Here is a 16,497-nt window from a genome sequence, read left to right as displayed (position 1 = left end):
TACCGGTGCCGGCTCACCGGTAGGTTGGCCACAGCGTTGCCGCGGACCGAGAAAGGGCCTGGTGTGGAGCCGGAAAACATCGAGTTCCCCGAGATCACCCCGCCCGACGACCACGCCCGGTCCGACGCGATCGCCCTGCACGACAAGCTGGTCAAGCCGGCCGGGTCGCTGGGCAGGCTGGAAGAGCTGGGCGTGTGGATCGCCGCGTGCCAGGGCCAGTCGCCGCCGCGGCCGTTCACCCGGCCGCGCGTGATCGTGTTCGCCGGCGACCACGGCATCGCCGCGAAGGGCGTCTCGGCCTATCCCGCCGAGGTCACCGCGCAGCTGCTCGGCACGATGCTGACCGGCGGCGCCGCGATCAACGTGCTGGCCGCCGCCGCGGGCGCGAGCGTCCGGGTGGTCGACCTGGCCGTGGACACCGAGGCGCCGGCGACCCGGTCGATCGGCGAGTTCAAGGTCCGCCGCGGCTCCGGCTCCATCGACGTCGAAGACGCGCTGACCGAGGACGAGGTGAAGGCCGCGGTCCGGGCCGGCATCGCGATCGCCGACGCCGAGGTCGACGGCGGCGCGGACCTGCTCATCCCGGGCGACCTCGGGATCGGCAACAGCACACCGGCGTCGGTCCTGGTGGCGGCGCTGACCGGCACCGAGCCGGTCGCCGTCGTCGGCCGCGGCTCGGGCATCGACGACAACGCGTGGATGCGCAAGGCGACGGCGGTCCGCGACGCGCTGCGCCGCGCCCGCGCGGTCCTGGCCAACCCCGTGGACCTGCTGCGCACGACGGCGGGCGCGGACATCGCCGCCATGGCGGGCTTCCTGGCCCAGGCCGCGGTCCGGCGCACCCCGGTGGTCCTCGACGGCCTGGTGGCGTGCGCGGCGGCGCTCGTCGCCGAAGACCTCGCCCCGGGCGCGCGCCGCTGGTGGGTGGCCGGGCAGCGGACGGCCGAGCCGGCGCACGGCCTGGCCCTGGAGCACCTCGACCTCGGGCCCCTGCTCGAACTCGACGTCCGCCTCGGCGAAGGCACCGGCGCGGTCACGGCGTTGCCGCTGCTGATGATGGCCGCCCGCGTCCTGGCCGAAACGGCTACGCACGACCAGGCCGGCGTCTCCGGCCCCCTCATCGCGGCCCCCGCCTCCTGAAAGCCCTCGAGGCCACCTCACGGGCGTCAGTCGCCCATGAGGTGGCCTCGACGGCACTCAGCCGAGCTTGACCATCCAGTGGTCGGTGTCGGGGCGGGTGCCCTCCTGGATGCCGGTCAGCTCCTCGCGCAGCTTCATCGTGAGCGCGCCGGGCCGGCCGTCGGCGATGGTGAACTCGCCGCCCGCGTGCTTGACGTGGCCGACCGGGGTGATCACCGCCGCGGTGCCGCAGGCGAACGTCTCGGTGAGCTCACCGGACGCCGACGCCTTCTCCCACTCCTCGGTGGAGATGCGGCGCTCCTCGATCTTGTAGCCGAGCCGCGAAGCCAGCTGCAGCAACGACTTGCGGGTGACGCCGGGCAGCAGCGAGCCGGTCAGCTCCGGGGTGACCAGCCGGGCGTTCTCGCCCGAGCCGAAGACGAAGAACAGGTTCATCCCGCCCATCTCCTCGACCCAGCGCCGCTCGACCGCGTCGAGCCAGACCACCTGGTCGCACCCCTTCTCGACGGCCTGCGCCTGCGCGACGAACGAAGCCGCGTAGTTGCCCGCGCACTTGGCCGCGCCGGTGCCGCCGGGGGCCGCGCGCACGTACTCCGTCGACAGCCAGACGCTGACCGGCTTCACGCCGCCGGCGAAGTACGACCCGGCCGGGGACGCGATGACCGTGTACACGTAGTCGGCGGCCGGGCTGTTGACACCGAGGCCGGTCGACGTCGAGATCATGAACGGCCGCAGGTACAGCGAGTCGCCCCGGCGGGTGGGCACCCACCGGCTGTCGACGGCGACGAGCTCGCGCAGCGAGTCGACGAAGACGTCTTCGGGCAGCTGCGGCATCGCGAGCCGCTCGGCCGACTGCCGGAACCGCGCGGCGTTGGCGTCCGGGCGGAACGACGAGATCGAGCCGTCCGGCTGGCGGTAGGCCTTGAGGCCCTCGAAGATCGCCTGGCCGTAGTGCAGCACCGACGTCGCCGGGTCGAGCGTGAAGGGGGCGTACGGGCCGACCTGGGCGTCGTGCCAGCCCTCGGCCTTGGACCACTTCACGGTGACCATGTGGTCGGTGAAATAAGTACCGAATCCAGGGGCTTCGAGTACCTCCGCGACACGGTCCGCGCTCGCAGGACTCGGGTGCGGGACAGGGGCGAACTGCGTCGTCGTGGTCATGGCTAGACGATACCGCTTGGTCGGAAGCACGTTAGTCGGAAGTCCATGTGTTCCGGGTCCCTCGCGCGCGCCGCGCCGGCCCGGACGGCCCTCGCTCTAGTATGGCGCTGTGACCTACCACTCCACGGAGCCGGTGCCCCGGCCCAAGACCGGCGGGGCCGACGTCAAGACGTTCGTCACCGCGGTGCTGCTGACCTTCGGTGTCGGCCTGCTCGGCATGGTCGGCTGGGCGGTGCTCAACAGCGGCTTCGGCGGCTTCCTCGGCCTGGTCGGCGGGGTGTTCGCCATCGTGTGGTGGCGGAGCATCCACGGCAAGACCGTGTTCCCGAAGGTGATCCCGACGAAGTCGGTCGTGATCCTCGCGGTCGTCAACGCCGTGCTGGCGCTGATCCTTCTCCTGACCGCGGGCTGAGCCCGGCCAGCAGTCCCGGGGGCAGCTCGGGCGCCGGCCACGCCGGGTCCGGGCGGAAGTCGGTGTCCGTGCCGTCGAACGGGTAGGCGCCGCGTTCGGCCAGCGCGCCGATCCGCTCGCCCTCGTCGCGCAGCCGGTCGAGCTGTTCCCGCGTCAGCCGCCCGGCGTCGATCGCGACCTCGGCCTCGTCCTCGTCGTCCCAGCGCCAGGTGCCGTCCCGGTCGACGACGACGTCGAGCACGCCGTCGATGCGGTCCACCCCCTGCGGGTTCCGGCCGAGCGGGACCTCGAGGTTGACGTACCAGTTCGTGAAGCGGCCCTGGGCGTCGAAGAACCACCAGACCGACGACCATTCGTCGTCGGCGATGCGGCGCAGCGTGGACGTGCGGTGCCAGAAGTCCGGCACCGGCACGCGCGGGATGCGGAACCGCTGGTCCAGGGGCGCTTCGGCCATCGAGCGCCCGTCCACGAGCCGGCTGCCGACGATCGGCGTGCCCGCCGGCAGCCAGGCGAGCAGCACGCGGCCGTCGTCCGCCAGCACGCGCAGCGGGTGGACCTGGCCGATCGAGCCGTCCGGGCGGTGGAACCGTTCGACCACCGTCTGCCCCGGCCGCCACCGTCGATCAGTCACGCGCTCCACTGTACCGGCGCGCGCGTACACCCAGTAGCAGCTCGAACACGGTCGCCAGCCCCGCGGCGACGAGCACCGGCAGCACCGGCAGGAAGTACGCGGCCACCGCGGCGACGGCCAGGCCGGCGAGCCCAGGCGCCCCGGCCCGCGTCCGGACCTGCCCGCCCGCGGCGAGCGCCGGGACGACCGTGGCGGCCACGGCGACGGCGGTCAGCAGCGGCTGCAGCGCGTCCGCGTCGGCGGCGGAGAGCAGGTCGCGCAGCGAGGTCGGCGACAACCCGAGCCGGACGGCGCCGAGCTGGTAGAGCGCGGCGAACGCGGCCAGGACCGCGACCGCACCGAGCAGCAGCACCCGCAGGCCCGCGTGCTCCCGGCCGCCCGGCCGCAGGAACGGCAGCGCGAGCACGGCGGCGACGAGGACACCCGCGAAGTCCGGCGGCCGGAGGGCGTCGGCCGTCCCCACCGGCGTGACGGCCACGCACACCACGACGAGCACCAGCCCGGCGGCGAGCAGCAGCCCGCCCGCGATCCGTACGACGATCGTCGGGACCTTCAGCCCGGCGAACCCCGCCCCGGCGACCACGACCGCGAAGGCCGCCGCGGCGAGTTCGCGGTGCGCCGGGAAGACGTAGGCCCCGAACGCGATCGCGTAGACCGTCGTTTCGGCGAGCCGCGCGAGGACCACGACGACCCGGTCGACCAGGGCGTCCCCCGGTTCCGGCACCCGCGCCGACGCCCCGGCGGCGACCGCCGCGAGCACCAGCCCGGCGAGCAGCCACCAGCCCGCGCCCGCCGCCCCCGCCGCCAGTAGCACCAGCAGCCCGCCACCCAGCCGCACGCGGTCCTCCCTCTCCCTCTGTTCACCCCGGCTTCCGTCGTCATTAGCATGGCTCACGATCCCGGCCGGGCCGGTGCCCGGTACCACCGAGAACGCGCGAGGAGCCAGAAGTGACCGTGCCTAAGCTCGCCCTGTCCGACAACACCGGGGAGGCACTGGCCAAGACGCGCGCCGACGTGGTCGTCATCGGCACCCTGGCTGGCGAGGACGGCCCGGTCCTCGCCGACGGCGCCGCCGCCGTCGACGCCGCCTTCGACGGGCGCCTCGCCGACCTGCTGGCCACCCTCGGCGCGAGCGGCAAGGCCGAAGAGGTCGTCAAGGTCCCGACGCTGGGCAAGCTCCCGGCCGCCGTCGTGCTCGCCGTCGGCCTCGGCAAGCCGGGCGACGGCGTCACCCCCGAGCAGGTCCGCCGCGCCGCGGGGGCCGCCGGCCGCGCGCTGGCCGGCACCGACCGCGCGCTCGTGACGCTGTCCGAGCTCGACCTGCAGGCCGCCGTCGAGGGCACGGTCATGGGCTCCTACGTCTTCACCGCCTACCGCTCCGAGAAGGGTGACGCCCCGGTCGCGAAGGTCGACTTCGCGAGCCCGGCCGACGGCACCGCCCGCGAGCACAAGGCGACGCTCAAGGCCGCGACCTCCATCGCCGAAGCCGTCCTCACCGCCCGCGACCTGATCAACACCCCGCCGAACGACCTCTACCCGGCCTCCTTCGCCGACCGCGCGAAGAAGCTGGCCGAGGACAACGGCCTCGAGTTCGAGGTCCTCGACGAGAAAGCCCTGAAGCGCAAGGGCTTCGGCGGCATCCTCGGCGTCGGCGGCGGTTCGTCCCGCCAGCCGCGCCTGGTGCGCATCGGCTACAAGCCCGCCAAGGCCGCCAAGAAGGTCGCGCTGGTCGGCAAGGGCATCACGTTCGACTCGGGCGGCATCTCGCTCAAGCCCGCCGCGAACATGGACCACATGACCTCCGACATGTCCGGCGCGGCCGGCGTGCTCGCGGCCGTCGTGCTGGCGGCGAAGCTGAAGTACCCGCTCGAGGTCGTCGCGCACATCCCGCTGGCGGAGAACCTGCCCTCGGGCACCTCCTACCGCCCGGGCGACGTCCTGACGATGTACGGCGGCAAGACCGTCGAGGTCCTCAACACCGACGCCGAGGGCCGGCTCGTGCTCGTCGACGCCATGGTGCGCGCGGCCGAGGAGAACCCGGACTACCTGATCGAGACCTCGACGCTGACCGGCGCCCAGGTCGTCGCGCTCGGCAACCGCACCGCCGGCGTGATGGGCTCGGACGACTTCCGCGACCGCGTCGCCACGATCATGCAGGCCACCGGCGAGAACGGCTGGGCCATGCCGCTGCCGGAGGAACTGCGCGCCGACCTCGACTCGCGGCTGGCCGACCTGGCCAACGTGACCGGCCACCGCTGGGGCGGCATGCTCGCCGCCGGGATCTTCCTGCGCGAGTTCGTCGCCGACGGCCTCGACTGGGTCCACATCGACATCGCCGGCCCGTCGTTCAACACCGGTTCGCCCTGGGGCTACACCGGCAAGGGCGGCACGGGCGTCCCGGTCCGCACGATCGCCGCGGTCCTGGCGGACATCGCCGCCAACGGCTGAGTCTCAAGCGCCCCAATGTGGCGTTCGGTGCGTCAGACGCACCGAACGCCACATTGGGTGCGTCTGACGCAACCAACGCCACATTGGGGCGCTTGGGGTGGGTGATCCCTTTGCCGGTTTCGGTGTGATCCGCGACACCGTACCGTGGCTGGGTGACCACCGGGCCGGTCGAAGAGGACACTCCCGCCGCGATCGCCGCCGAGCACGACGAAGAACGGCCCGCGCGGCAGCTCCCCCGGGTTCCGGACCGGGTCGTCTACTTCGTCGCGCTGGCCGTCGCCGTGCTGGTGCTCAAGCAGGTCTTCTTCCCCTTCGCCAAGGGCAACCAGTTCTACCTGGTGCTCTTCCTCGGCACGACGCTCCCGCTGGTCTTCCTCTGCTACCGCCCGCGAGCCCGCGCGGGGGACGCCCCCGGCTGGACCGACTGGACGCTCGCCGCCGTCGCACTGGTCGTCGGCCTCTACCCGGTGCTGACCGGGTACGACGCCTTCCTCGACCGCCAGGGCATCCTGTCCCCGCTGGACATCGTCGCCGGCGCGCTGCTGCTGGTCCTGATCCTCGAAGCCACCCGCCGCACCACCGGCCTGGTGCTGCCGATCGTCTGCCTGCTCTTCCTCGCCTACGCCTACTACGGCGGCTTCCTCCCGCAGAACTGGGGCATCGCGCACGCGGGCATCGACTTCAGCCAGATCGTCAACGCGCTCTACAACGACGCCAGCGGCTTCTACGGCACCCCGCTCGACGTCGCGGGCAGCTACATCGTCCTGTTCACCCTGTACGGCGCCGTCCTCAACGCTTCGGGCGCCGGGCAGTTCTTCGTGGACATCTCGTTCGCCGCGTTCCGGAAGTCGCGGACGGCGCCGGGCCGGACCACCGTCCTGTCGGGATTCCTGCTCGGCACGGTCTCGGGTTCGGGCACCGCCACCGCCGTCAGCCTCGGCTCGATCACCTGGCCGATCCTCAAGAAAGCCCGCTACCCCAAGGAAAACGCGGGCGGCCTGCTCGCCGCGTCCGGGATCGGGGCCATCCTCTCGCCGCCGACGCTGGGCGCCGCCGCGTTCATCATCGCCGAGTACCTGCAGACGTCGTACCTGAAGGTGCTGATCTGGGCGACCGTGCCGACGCTGCTGTACTACCTCGGCATCGTGTTCGCGATGGAGGCCGACGCCCGGCGCTTCAAGGCCGAAGCGGTCGACGTCCCCCACGGCGATCCCTGGAAGCTGTTGCTGCGCGGCGGTTACCACTTCCTCTCGCTGGCGATCATCGTCGTGTTCCTCGCCCTCGACATCCCGCCGTTCGCCGCGGTCGTCTACGCCACCGGCGTCGCCGCGCTCTTCGCGCTGATCGCCCGCCGCCGCGACGTCCGCGGGTGGGCGAAGGACATGGTCGACGCGCTTTCGGCCGGGGTGCGCGGGGCGCTGCCGGTGATCGCGGTGTGCGCGGCGGCCGGGGTGATCACCTCGACCATCACCAAGACCGGGCTCGGCCTCGAACTCGCGGACGCGCTGGTGGAACTGGCCGGCGTGCTCAGCGACAACGGCACGGTGATCCTCGTCCTGACCGTGCTGCTCTCGGCGGTCGCCGTCGGCGTACTCGGCCTCGCGGTACCGGTCACCGCCAGTTTCATCATCGCCTGGGTCGTGATCGGCCCGGCACTGGAGACGCTGGGCGTCGCCGACGCCGAGCGCGCGATGTTCATCTTCTACTACGCCGTGCTGTCCGAGGTCACGCCGCCGACCGCGCTCGCCGCCGTCGCTTCGGCGGCGATCACCGGCGGCTCGGTGCTGGGCACCATGTGGCAGTGCTGGAAGTACACGCTCCCGGCGTTCCTCGTGCCGATCGCCTTCGTGCTCACCGACAACGGCGCCGCGCTGCTGCTGGAGTCCGACGCGCTGACCGTCGGCTGGGTGGCGGCGGTCTCCGCGCTGGCCGTCGCCGCGCTGGCGGTGGTGACCGGGGGCTGGCTGTTCGGGCCGGTCAGCCTGCCGGTGCGGCTGCTGTTCGTGCCCGCCGCGCTGTGCCTGCTCTACCTGGAGCCGGTGCCGATCGCGATCGGTGCCGCGTGCGGTGCCGCCGCGCTGCTCGCCCACGCCGTGATCAAGAGGAGGACAGCATGAAACGCGCACTCGTCACCGCCGCGGTGCTCGCCTTGGCCGTCACCGGCTGCGGCGGGAAGCAGCAGACGGACTCGGCCGCACCCGGCGGTCCGCAGTCCTGCGAAGCCGGCGAAGGCCGGATCACCATCGCCACCGGCAACAGCGGCGGCGTCTACTACGTGCTGGGCGGTGGGCTGGCTCAGCTGATCAGCGGCAACACCAAGCTGCGGGCGACGGCCGCGGAGACCGGCGCGTCGGTGCAGAACATCCAGCAGCTCGTCGCCGGCAACTACGACGTCGCCTTCTCCCTGGCCGACACCGCGGCGGACGCGGTGAACGGCAGGGGGTCCTTCGACGGCAAGCCGCAGAAGGTCCAGGCGCTGGCGCGGATCTACCCGAACTCGACGCAGGTCCTGGTGCGCGCGGACGCCGGCATCACCTCGGTCGCGGACCTGAAGGGCAAGCGGATCTCGACGGGCTCGCCGAAGTCGGGCACCGAGGTGATCGCGAACCGCCTGCTGCAGGCGGCGGGCCTGAAGGACACCGACGTCCAGGCGCAGCGGCTCGACCTGGCCAAGACGGCGGACGGGATGAAGGCGGGCACCCTCGACGGGCTCGTCTGGTCCGGCGGGCTGCCGACCGCGCAGATCACCGACATCACGACGGCGTTGAAGGACAAGGTGAAGTTCCTCGACGTCACGCCGCTGCTGCCGAAGCTGAAGGAGGTCAACCCGGTCTACGACCAGGCCGTGATCCCCGCGAAGACCTACGCGCAGCCGTCCGACGTGCCGACGGTCGTGGTGCCGAACCTGCTGCTGGTGCGCGAAGACTTCCCGGCGGGCAACGCGTGCGCGATCACGAAGCTGATCTTCGACAAGCAGGCGGAGCTGGCGAAGGTGCACCCGGCGGCGAAGGAGATCACCAAGCAGCTGGCCCCGCAGACCGACCCGGTCCCGCTGCACCCGGGGGCGAAGCAGGCGCTCGGCTAGGGTCGGGGCGTGGACGCCGGCGACTACCTCGAGACGGCGGTCCGCGACGTCCTGACCGCGCCCGACGCGGCGGTCGACGACCAGGTCGGGTACGCCGCGCTGCTGCTCGCGGTGACCGGCGCGCTCGACGAGGCCGACCGGGTGGTGGAGCAGTGGCTGGCCCGCACGGAACGGCCGGTGAGCGCGCTGGCGCCGGACCCGGTGCGCGCCCGAGCGTGGGCGATGCTCTTCGAGGCCCGCGGCGCGCGTCCGGCGTGGGCGGAGGGGCTGCCGCCGCTGGACCTCGACGCCGAAGAGCGCGCGCACGCGGTTTCGCTGCGCCGCGCGGTCTCCGACCTGGCGGGTGTGCTGCCGCCGGGCCCGATCGCGGAGGTGGTCAAGCAGGTGGCGCCGGCCCGCCCGGACCGCGTCCGCACGGCAGTGGCCGAGGGCGATCTCGCGCTCTGGGCCTCCCTCGCCGGGCCGCACCCCGACGTCGCGGCCCTCGCGGCGACACGGGCGTTGGCCCCGGCGCTGGTGGCGGGCGCGGACCCGCTCGGGTTGCGCGACTGGGCCCCGTCGTGCGCGGGTGCGCTGGTCGCGGCCCTGCACGAGCGTTACCCGCCGGAGCTCGGCAGCTGGCCGGAGCTGATCGCGGAGATCCTGCGCCTGCGCGGCGGCGCGACAGCCCCACTCCAGCGCGACGGCGCATCCGCAGGCCGCCCACCCCGGCCCGGCGGCGCGACGGCGGCAGCCCCGCTCCTGCGCGGCCGGTCCACCCTCCCGCCCCCGGCATCGGAAGCCGCCATCCGCTCGGCAGAGCTCCGCCTCGGCGTCGAACTCCCACCCGACCACCGCGACTTCCTCCGCACCTGCGACGGCCTCCCCGCCGACGTGGTCTTCCCCCGCCTGCTCGGCACGGCCGACCTGCGCGCCGAGAACGGCGTCGTGGTCCTGGCGGAACCGGCGGTGCTGCTGCTCTCGGCCGGGCACGTCGTCGAGGTCGACCCGGTCCTCGGCACCACCGTCCACCCGTCCTTCCGCGCGGCCCTGGTCAAGCACGCCACCCTGCTCGCCCAAGCCAGCTAGGTTGGACCCGGTGACCACCCTCACCGCGGAGCCGATCACCCCCGGGAACGTCGCCGCCGCGTGCCAGCTGGCCGTCGAGCCGCACCAGAAGGACTTCGTCGCGCCCGTCGCCGTTTCGCTGGCCGAGGCCTACACCCAGCCCGAGGTCGCGTGGCCGCGGCTGATCCTCGACGACGGCGAGCCGGTCGCGTTCGTGATGGGCGGCTTCGACCCGAACGCCGAGCTCGACTTCTTCCGCTGCGGGATCTGGCGGCTCAACGTCGGCGCCGGCGTCCAGGGGCGCGGCTACGGCCGGTTCGCCGTCGAAACCGTCCTCGAGGAAGCCCGGCGACGCGGGCAGCAGGCCGCCACCGTGCTGTGGATCCCGGCCGAGGGCGGCCCGGAGGACTCTACCTCAAGCTGGGCTTCCGCCCGACCGGCCAGACCTTCAACGGCGAGGTCGTCGGCCGGATCGAGCTCTAAGCCTGCCCGCGCTTCTTGCGCTCGGTGTACTCCCGCATCCGCTTCGGGTAGCCGACGCGCGCGACCTCGTAGACCGGGATGGACCGGCGGTGGCCGAACTGCTGCGCGGCCTCCAGGCTGCCGATGCGGCGGCGGGTCCACTCACCGTCGTGGGCGATCAACACCACAGTGGTCTCCGTGACATTGGTCCGAGGCTCCACGTAGGCCTCCACCCCCTGCCTCGAGGCCACCCACTCCTCCAGGTGCCGGGTGTCTTCGGAGCTGGCTTTCCGCAGCGTGCCGGCCCGTTGCCCACCCTTGGCCCGCCTGCGCAGCGAGTCGAAGAGCCCCACTACGACCACCTCTCCTCCCGAGACCTACACCACTCATTATCCCGATGTCCGCGTGTGGTCGGCGTCGCACACCCGGCTAGGTCGCAGCCCCGTCCGGCGTAGTGACAAGATGGCGGGTGTCGCGCGCGCGGTTATACCGCGCACGGGCGACGACAGAGCACCACCCCACTGCTTGCCGAGGAGTTATACAAGTGACCGACACCTCCGCCGACCTCGTGATCCTGGGAGGCGGATCGGGCGGCTACGCCGCGGCGTTCCGCGCGGCCGAGCTGGGCCTTTCCGTCACGTTGATCGAGAAGGACAAGCTGGGCGGGACGTGCCTCCACCGGGGCTGCATCCCGACCAAGGCCCTGCTGCACGCCGCCGAGGTCGCCGACGAGACCCGCGAAGCCGAGGCGGTCGGCGTCAAGGCCGCCTTCGAGGGCATCGACATCGCCGGGGTCAACAAGTACAAGGACGGCATCGTCGCCCGCCTGTACAAGGGCCTGCAGGGCCTGGCCAAGGCGCACAAGGTGAACCTCGTCGAGGGCAGCGGCACGTTCGTCGGCGGCACGACCGTCGAGGTGGACGGCACCCGCCACACCGGCAAGAACGTCATCCTCGCCACCGGCTCGTACTCGCGCACGCTGCCCGGCCTGGAGCTCGGCGGCCGCATCATCGCCAGCGAGCAGGCCCTGTCCCTCGACTACGTCCCCAAGAAGGTCGTCGTCCTGGGCGGCGGCGTCATCGGCGTCGAGTTCGCCAGCGTCTGGGCTTCCTTCGGCGTCGACGTCACCATCGTCGAGGCCCTGCCGCGGCTGGTCCCGAACGAGGACGAGTTCGCGTCCAAGCAGCTCGAGCGCGCGTTCCGCCGCCGCAAGATCGCCTTCAAGACGGGCGTGCGGTTCACCGGCGCGAAGCAGGACGACAACGGCGTGGCCGTTTCGCTGGAGTCCGGCGAGACCATCGAGGCCGACCTGCTGCTGGTCGCCGTCGGCCGCGGGCCGAACTCGGCCGGCCACGGCTACGAGGAGGCCGGCGTCAAGATCGAGCGCGGCTTCGTCATCACCGACGAGCGGCTGCGCACCAACCTGCCGAACGTCTACGCCGTCGGCGACATCGTCCCCGGCCTGCAGCTCGCGCACCGCGGCTTCCAGCAGGGCATCTTCGTCGCCGAGGAGATCGCCGGGCAGAGCCCGCGCGTGATCGACGAGAGCGGCATCCCGCGGGTCACCTACTCCCACCCGGAGGTCGCGTCGGTCGGGCTGACCGAGTCCCAGGCCAAGGACAAGTACGGCGCCGACGTCACGACGTTCACCTACGACCTCGGCGGCAACGGCAAGAGCCAGATCCTCAAGACCTCCGGCGGCGTCAAGCTCGTCAAGGCGCCGGACGGCCCGGTCGTCGGCGTGCACATGGTGGGCGACCGCGTCGGCGAGCTGATCGGCGAAGCGCAGCTGATCTACAGCTGGGAGGCCTTCCCGGAGGACGTCGCACCCCTCATCCACGCCCACCCGACCCAGACCGAGGCCCTCGGTGAAGCGTTCCTCGCCCTCGCGGGGAAGCCGCTGCACGTGCACAGCTGACGTCCCACCAGCAGAATCCAGACCACGCAGAACTTGGAAGAGGAGTCAGCGAACGATGGCCTACTCCGTCACATTGCCGGAGCTCGGGGAGAGCGTCACCGAAGGCACCGTCACCCGGTGGCTTAAGCAGGAGGGCGACACCGTCGAGGTCGACGAGCCGTTGCTCGAGATCTCGACCGACAAGGTCGACACCGAGGTCCCCTCCCCGGTGGCGGGCACGGTCGTGAAGATCAGCGCCCAGGAAGACGAGACCGTCGAGGTCGGCGGCGAGCTGGCCGTGATCGACGACGGCAGCGGCGGCGTGCCCGAGTCCGCCGCCCCGGCGCAGGAAGAGGAGAAGCAGCCCGAGCCGGAGCCCGAGCCCGAGCCGCAGGCCCAGGACAGCGCCCCGAGCAAGCCGGACACCGCGCCGGCCGCCGGCGGCGAAGGCACCGAGGTGAAGCTGCCCGAGCTGGGCGAAAGCGTCACCGAAGGCACCGTCACGCGCTGGCTGAAGGCGGTCGGCGACTCGGTCGAGGTCGACGAGCCGCTGCTCGAGATCTCCACCGACAAGGTCGACACCGAGGTCCCGTCCCCGGTCGCCGGCACGGTGCTGGAGATCCGCGCGGGCGAGGACGAGACCGTCGAGGTCGGCGGCGTCCTGGCCGTCATCGGTGACGCGAACGCGGCGCCGAAGGCCGAGGCCAAGCCCGAGCCGAAGCCGGAACCCAAGCCGGAACCGAAGCCCGAGCCGGTCCAGGAGACCAAGCCCGAGCCGAAGCCCGAGCCCAAGCCGGAACCGAAGCCGCAGGCGGCCCCGGCCGCGGCCGGGGCCGCCACGGAATCGGCTCCGGCCGCCGCGGCGAAGGACGGCTCGGCGGACGGCCCGTACGTCACGCCGCTGGTCCGCAAGCTGGCGACCGAGCACGGCATCGACCTCGCGTCGCTGACCGGCAGCGGCGTCGGCGGCCGGATCCGCAAGCAGGACGTCCTGGCCGCGGCCGAGGAGAAGCAGAAGGCGGCCGCCCCGGCGCCCGCCGCGGCCGCTCCGGCCGCCGCTGCCGCCCCGTCGGCGCCGGCCGCGCGTCCCGCCGTCCCGGTGTCGCCGGAACTGGCCGCGCTGCGCGGCACGGTGCAGAAGGCCAGCCGGATCCGCCAGATCACGGCCACCAAGACCCGCGAGTCGCTGCAGATCGCCGCGCAGCTCACGCAGGTCCAGGAGGTCGACGTCACGAAGATCGCCAAGCTGCGCCAGCGCGCGAAGGCGGCCTTCAAGGAGCGCGAGGGCGTCAACCTGACGTTCCTGCCGTTCTTCGCGAAGGCCACGGTCGAGGCGCTCAAGCAGCACCCGAACGTCAACGCGTCCTACAACGAGGACACGAAGGAGATCACCTACCACGGCGCCGTGCACCTGGGCATCGCGGTGGACACCGAGCGCGGCCTGCTCTCGGTCGTGATCCACGACGCGGGCGAGCTGAGCCTGGCCGGTCTCGCGCACCGGATCGCCGACCTGGCGGGCCGCGCGCGGTCGGGCCAGATCAAGCCGGACGAGCTGTCGGGCGGCACGTTCTCGATCACGAACATCGGCAGCGTCGGCGCGCTGTTCGACACGCCGATCATCGTGCAGCCGCAGTCGGGCATCCTCGGCACCGGCGCGGTCGTCAAGCGCCCGGTCGTGATCGCGGACGCCGACGGCAACGACACGATCGCCGTCCGCTCGATGGCGTACCTGCCGCTGACCTACGACCACCGCCTGGTGGACGGGGCCGACGCGGGCCGCTTCCTGACGACGATCAAGCAGCGCCTGGAAGAGGGCAACTTCGAGGGCGAACTCGGCCTCTGAGTCACCCGCTGGCGAAGGCCGCCACGGACTTTCCGTGGCGGCCTTCGCCGTGTCCGGGAGTGCGGTCGCGCAGCGGATGCGCAACGATCGAGGCATGCGAATACTCATCGCCGGAGCGAGCGGGTTGATCGGGTCGGCGCTGGGCGAGCGCCTGCTGGGCGACGGGCACGAAGTCCGCCGCCTGGTGCGGCGGGAAGCGCGCGGCGGCGGGGAATTCCGGTGGGACCCGCCGTCCGGGACCATCGCCGACGGCGCCTTCGAAGGCGTGGACGCCGTCGTGAACCTGGGCGGCAAGCCGCTGTTCCCCGGCCGCTGGAGCGCGATGCGCAAGCAGCAGCTCACCGACAGCCGGGTCGAACCGACCGAGGTGCTCGCCGAAGCCGTCGCCGAACACGGGGTCGGCGTGCTCGTCAACGCTTCCGCCGTCGGCTACTACGGCCACACCCACGAGTCCACTGTGGACGAATCAGCGCCGCGCGGGCACGGGTTCCTCGCCGAGCTCTGCGAAGCCTGGGAAGCCGCGACGACGCCGGCGGGCGCCGCGCGGGTCGTGCACATCCGGACCGGGCTCGTCCTGTCCGCGAAGGGCGGGCTGTACGGCACCCTGCGCCCGCTCTTCCAGCTCTGCCTGGGCGGACGGCTCGGCGACGGCCGCCAGTACATGCCGTGGATCGCCCTCGAAGACGAGGTCGGCGCGATCGTCCACGTCCTGACGCACGACCTGGCGGGCCCGGTGAACCTGACCGGCCCGGCGCCGGTGACCAACGCCGAGTTCACCCGCGCGGTCGGCCGCGCGCTGCACCGCCCGGCGCCGTGGTGGGTGCCCGGCATCGCGCTCAAGGCCGTGCTCGGCCAGGCCGGCGAGGAGATGGCGCTGTTCGGGCAGCGGGCCGTCCCGGCCGCGCTGGAGCGCTCCGGCTACGCGTTCCGGCACCCGACCCTGGACAGCGCGCTCGCCGCGGCATGACGGTCCCGCTCAAGCGCTGGCTCGTCGTCGGCGTCGCGCTGGTGGCGGCGTTCGTCGTGCTCGGGCTCGGCGTCGCCCGGCACCCGCTGACCCTCGACGCCCAGGTGGCGAACGCCCTCCACGGCGTCTACACGCAACCGCTCGGCCGGGTGGCGCAGATCGGCAGCGACGTCCTCGGCCCGGTGCTCCCCTTCGTCCTCGGCACGGCGCTGCTGGCGCTGGCGCTTCGGCGGCGCGAGCACACAGCGTTGTGCGTGCGGCTCGCCGTCGTGCTGGTGCTGTGCCGGCTGACCAGCCTGGTGTTCAAGCCGGTCTTCCTGCGGGAACGCCCACGCGACTACCCGGACCTGAGCTACCCGAGCGGGCACGTGACGTCGGTGGCGAGCACCGGGTTCGTGCTGGTGCTGCTGTGCGCGTGGCTGTGGCCCCGGCTGGTGAAGCGCGTCTTGCTCGCCGCCGCGGCGGCGGTCGTGGCCTGCGCCGCCTGCCGCGTGCTGCTGGGCGTGCACTGGGTGTCGGACACGATCGGCGCAGTGCTGGCGGTGACCGGTGTCGGCCTGCTCTCAGCGTGCGCCTTGCGGCTGCTTCCCCCGGGTGACGGGCGTAGCCTCGACGGGTGAGTTCTTCCCGCACCTCCTGCCGCGCCAGCACCGAACCCGTCGACGTCCGGGAGCTCGGCACGATCGACTACACCGAAGCCTGGGAGCTCCAGCGAAGCCGGCTCACCGAGCGCGCCGACGGCACCGCGCCGGACACGATGTTCCTGCTGCAGCACCCGTCGGTGTACACCGCGGGCAAGCGCACGGAACCGGCCGACCGCCCCACGGACGGCACCCCGGTGATCGACGTCGACCGCGGCGGCAAGATCACCTGGCACGGTCCTGGCCAGCTGGTCGGCTACCCGATCGTGAAGCTCGCCGACCCGATCGACGTCGTCCACTACGTCCGGCGGCTGGAAGAGGCGCTGATCCACGTGTGCGACCAGCTCGGTGTGACCAGCGGGCGCGTGGAGGGCCGCAGCGGCGTCTGGATCCCGGCCGACGACCGCGGCATCGAGCGCAAGATCGCGGCCATCGGCATCCGCGTCCAGCGCGGCGTGACGATGCACGGCTTCGAACTGAACTGCAACGCCGACCTGGCGGCGTTCGACAGCATCGTCCCGTGCGGCATCCGCGACGCGGGCGTGACTTCGCTGTCCTACGAGCTCCAGCGGGACGTCGCGGTGGAGGCGGTGCTCCCCCTGGCCCGCGACGCCGTCCTGGCGGCCCTCGACGGCGAGCTGCCGGTGAGCGAGGACCGCTGGCTCCCCCGCCCCGAGGCCCCGCAGGCCCCCGGCGTCACCTTCGCCCTCCAGAACTGACCAAGCGCCCCAATGTGGCATTGGGTGCGTCAGACGCACCCAAT

General features: G+C 72.6%; 15 protein-coding genes and 1 pseudogene. 12 read left to right on the top strand and 4 right to left on the bottom strand.

Translation table 11 applies throughout. From position 1 onward, the window contains the following. Positions 1–63: 63 nt before the first annotated feature. Positions 64–1,140, top strand: a complete 1,077-nt coding sequence (gene cobT, locus AB5J73_RS23505) for a nicotinate-nucleotide--dimethylbenzimidazole phosphoribosyltransferase (protein ID WP_370972277.1) — start codon at positions 64–66, stop codon at positions 1,138–1,140. Positions 1,141–1,197: 57 nt separating this feature from the next. Here the strand turns inward: cobT and AB5J73_RS23500 are convergent, their stop codons facing one another. After that, on the bottom strand, positions 1,198–2,301 hold the full coding sequence (locus tag AB5J73_RS23500; RefSeq protein ID WP_370972275.1) for a branched-chain amino acid aminotransferase: 1,104 nt from the start codon (positions 2,299–2,301) through the stop codon (positions 1,198–1,200). Between the two features lie 109 nt (positions 2,302–2,410). Here AB5J73_RS23500 and AB5J73_RS23495 point away from each other — a divergent pair, with 109 nt between their 5' ends. Continuing rightward, on the top strand, positions 2,411–2,713 hold the full coding sequence (locus AB5J73_RS23495) for a hypothetical protein (RefSeq protein WP_370972273.1): 303 nt from the start codon (positions 2,411–2,413) through the stop codon (positions 2,711–2,713). Here the strand turns inward: AB5J73_RS23495 and AB5J73_RS23490 are convergent. Both AB5J73_RS23490 and AB5J73_RS23485 read right to left on the bottom strand, forming a co-directional pair. After that, positions 2,670–3,344, bottom strand: a complete 675-nt coding sequence (locus tag AB5J73_RS23490; protein WP_370972271.1) for a DUF402 domain-containing protein — start codon at positions 3,342–3,344, stop codon at positions 2,670–2,672. The two genes, AB5J73_RS23495 and AB5J73_RS23490, sit on opposite strands and share 44 nt — an antisense overlap. Continuing rightward, positions 3,337–4,182, bottom strand: a complete 846-nt coding sequence (locus AB5J73_RS23485; protein WP_370972269.1) for a hypothetical protein — start codon at positions 4,180–4,182, stop codon at positions 3,337–3,339. The genes AB5J73_RS23490 and AB5J73_RS23485 overlap by 8 nt, the downstream gene beginning before the upstream one ends. Before the next feature lie 110 nt (positions 4,183–4,292). Here AB5J73_RS23485 and AB5J73_RS23480 point away from each other — a divergent pair, with 110 nt between their 5' ends. From AB5J73_RS23480 to AB5J73_RS23460, 5 genes and pseudogenes are all read left to right on the top strand, one after another. Continuing rightward, positions 4,293–5,792 (top strand): leucyl aminopeptidase, encoded by a 1,500-nt coding sequence (locus tag AB5J73_RS23480; protein ID WP_370972267.1) that lies wholly within the window; start codon positions 4,293–4,295, stop codon positions 5,790–5,792. A 152-nt stretch (positions 5,793–5,944) separates the two neighbouring features. Next, complete coding sequence (locus AB5J73_RS23475) at positions 5,945–7,909, top strand: TRAP transporter permease (protein WP_370972265.1); 1,965 nt, start codon at positions 5,945–5,947, stop codon at positions 7,907–7,909. Next, positions 7,906–8,877: a TAXI family TRAP transporter solute-binding subunit gene (locus AB5J73_RS23470; protein WP_370972263.1), complete on the top strand. Its 972-nt coding sequence runs from the start codon at positions 7,906–7,908 to the stop codon at positions 8,875–8,877. The genes AB5J73_RS23475 and AB5J73_RS23470 overlap by 4 nt, the downstream gene beginning before the upstream one ends. 9 nt (positions 8,878–8,886) lie before the next feature. Beyond that, on the top strand, positions 8,887–9,945 hold the full coding sequence (locus AB5J73_RS23465; RefSeq protein WP_370972262.1) for an SMI1/KNR4 family protein: 1,059 nt from the start codon (positions 8,887–8,889) through the stop codon (positions 9,943–9,945). Positions 9,946–9,955: 10 nt separating this feature from the next. Next, positions 9,956–10,407: pseudogene (locus AB5J73_RS23460) on the top strand (GNAT family N-acetyltransferase). Here the strand turns inward: AB5J73_RS23460 and AB5J73_RS23455 are convergent. Beyond that, positions 10,404–10,748, bottom strand: a complete 345-nt coding sequence (locus AB5J73_RS23455) for an oxidoreductase (protein WP_290062043.1) — start codon at positions 10,746–10,748, stop codon at positions 10,404–10,406. The pseudogene AB5J73_RS23460 and the gene AB5J73_RS23455 sit on opposite strands and share 4 nt — an antisense overlap. A 182-nt stretch (positions 10,749–10,930) precedes the next feature. Here AB5J73_RS23455 and lpdA point away from each other — a divergent pair, with 182 nt between their 5' ends. From lpdA to lipB, 5 genes are all read left to right on the top strand, one after another. Then, complete coding sequence (gene lpdA / locus AB5J73_RS23450) at positions 10,931–12,304, top strand: dihydrolipoyl dehydrogenase (RefSeq protein WP_370972260.1); 1,374 nt, start codon at positions 10,931–10,933, stop codon at positions 12,302–12,304. 55 nt (positions 12,305–12,359) lie between these two features. Further along, positions 12,360–14,126, top strand: a complete 1,767-nt coding sequence (gene sucB / locus AB5J73_RS23445) for a 2-oxoglutarate dehydrogenase, E2 component, dihydrolipoamide succinyltransferase (RefSeq protein WP_370972258.1) — start codon at positions 12,360–12,362, stop codon at positions 14,124–14,126. A gap of 94 nt (positions 14,127–14,220) precedes the next feature. After that, positions 14,221–15,093, top strand: coding sequence for a TIGR01777 family oxidoreductase (locus AB5J73_RS23440; RefSeq protein WP_370972256.1), 873 nt, complete (start codon positions 14,221–14,223; stop codon positions 15,091–15,093). After that, complete coding sequence (locus tag AB5J73_RS23435) at positions 15,090–15,713, top strand: phosphatase PAP2 family protein (RefSeq protein ID WP_370972254.1); 624 nt, start codon at positions 15,090–15,092, stop codon at positions 15,711–15,713. The genes AB5J73_RS23440 and AB5J73_RS23435 overlap by 4 nt, the downstream gene beginning before the upstream one ends. Further along, entirely contained in the window at positions 15,710–16,453 is a 744-nt protein-coding gene (gene lipB, locus AB5J73_RS23430; RefSeq protein WP_370972252.1) for a lipoyl(octanoyl) transferase LipB, read from the top strand. The genes AB5J73_RS23435 and lipB overlap by 4 nt, the downstream gene beginning before the upstream one ends. The last annotated feature ends 44 nt before the right edge of the window (positions 16,454–16,497 follow it).

The organism is Amycolatopsis sp. cg9 (assembly GCF_041346945.1).
Classification (GTDB): domain Bacteria; phylum Actinomycetota; class Actinomycetes; order Mycobacteriales; family Pseudonocardiaceae; genus Amycolatopsis.
This window is presented reverse-complemented; position numbering and strand designations above follow the sequence as displayed.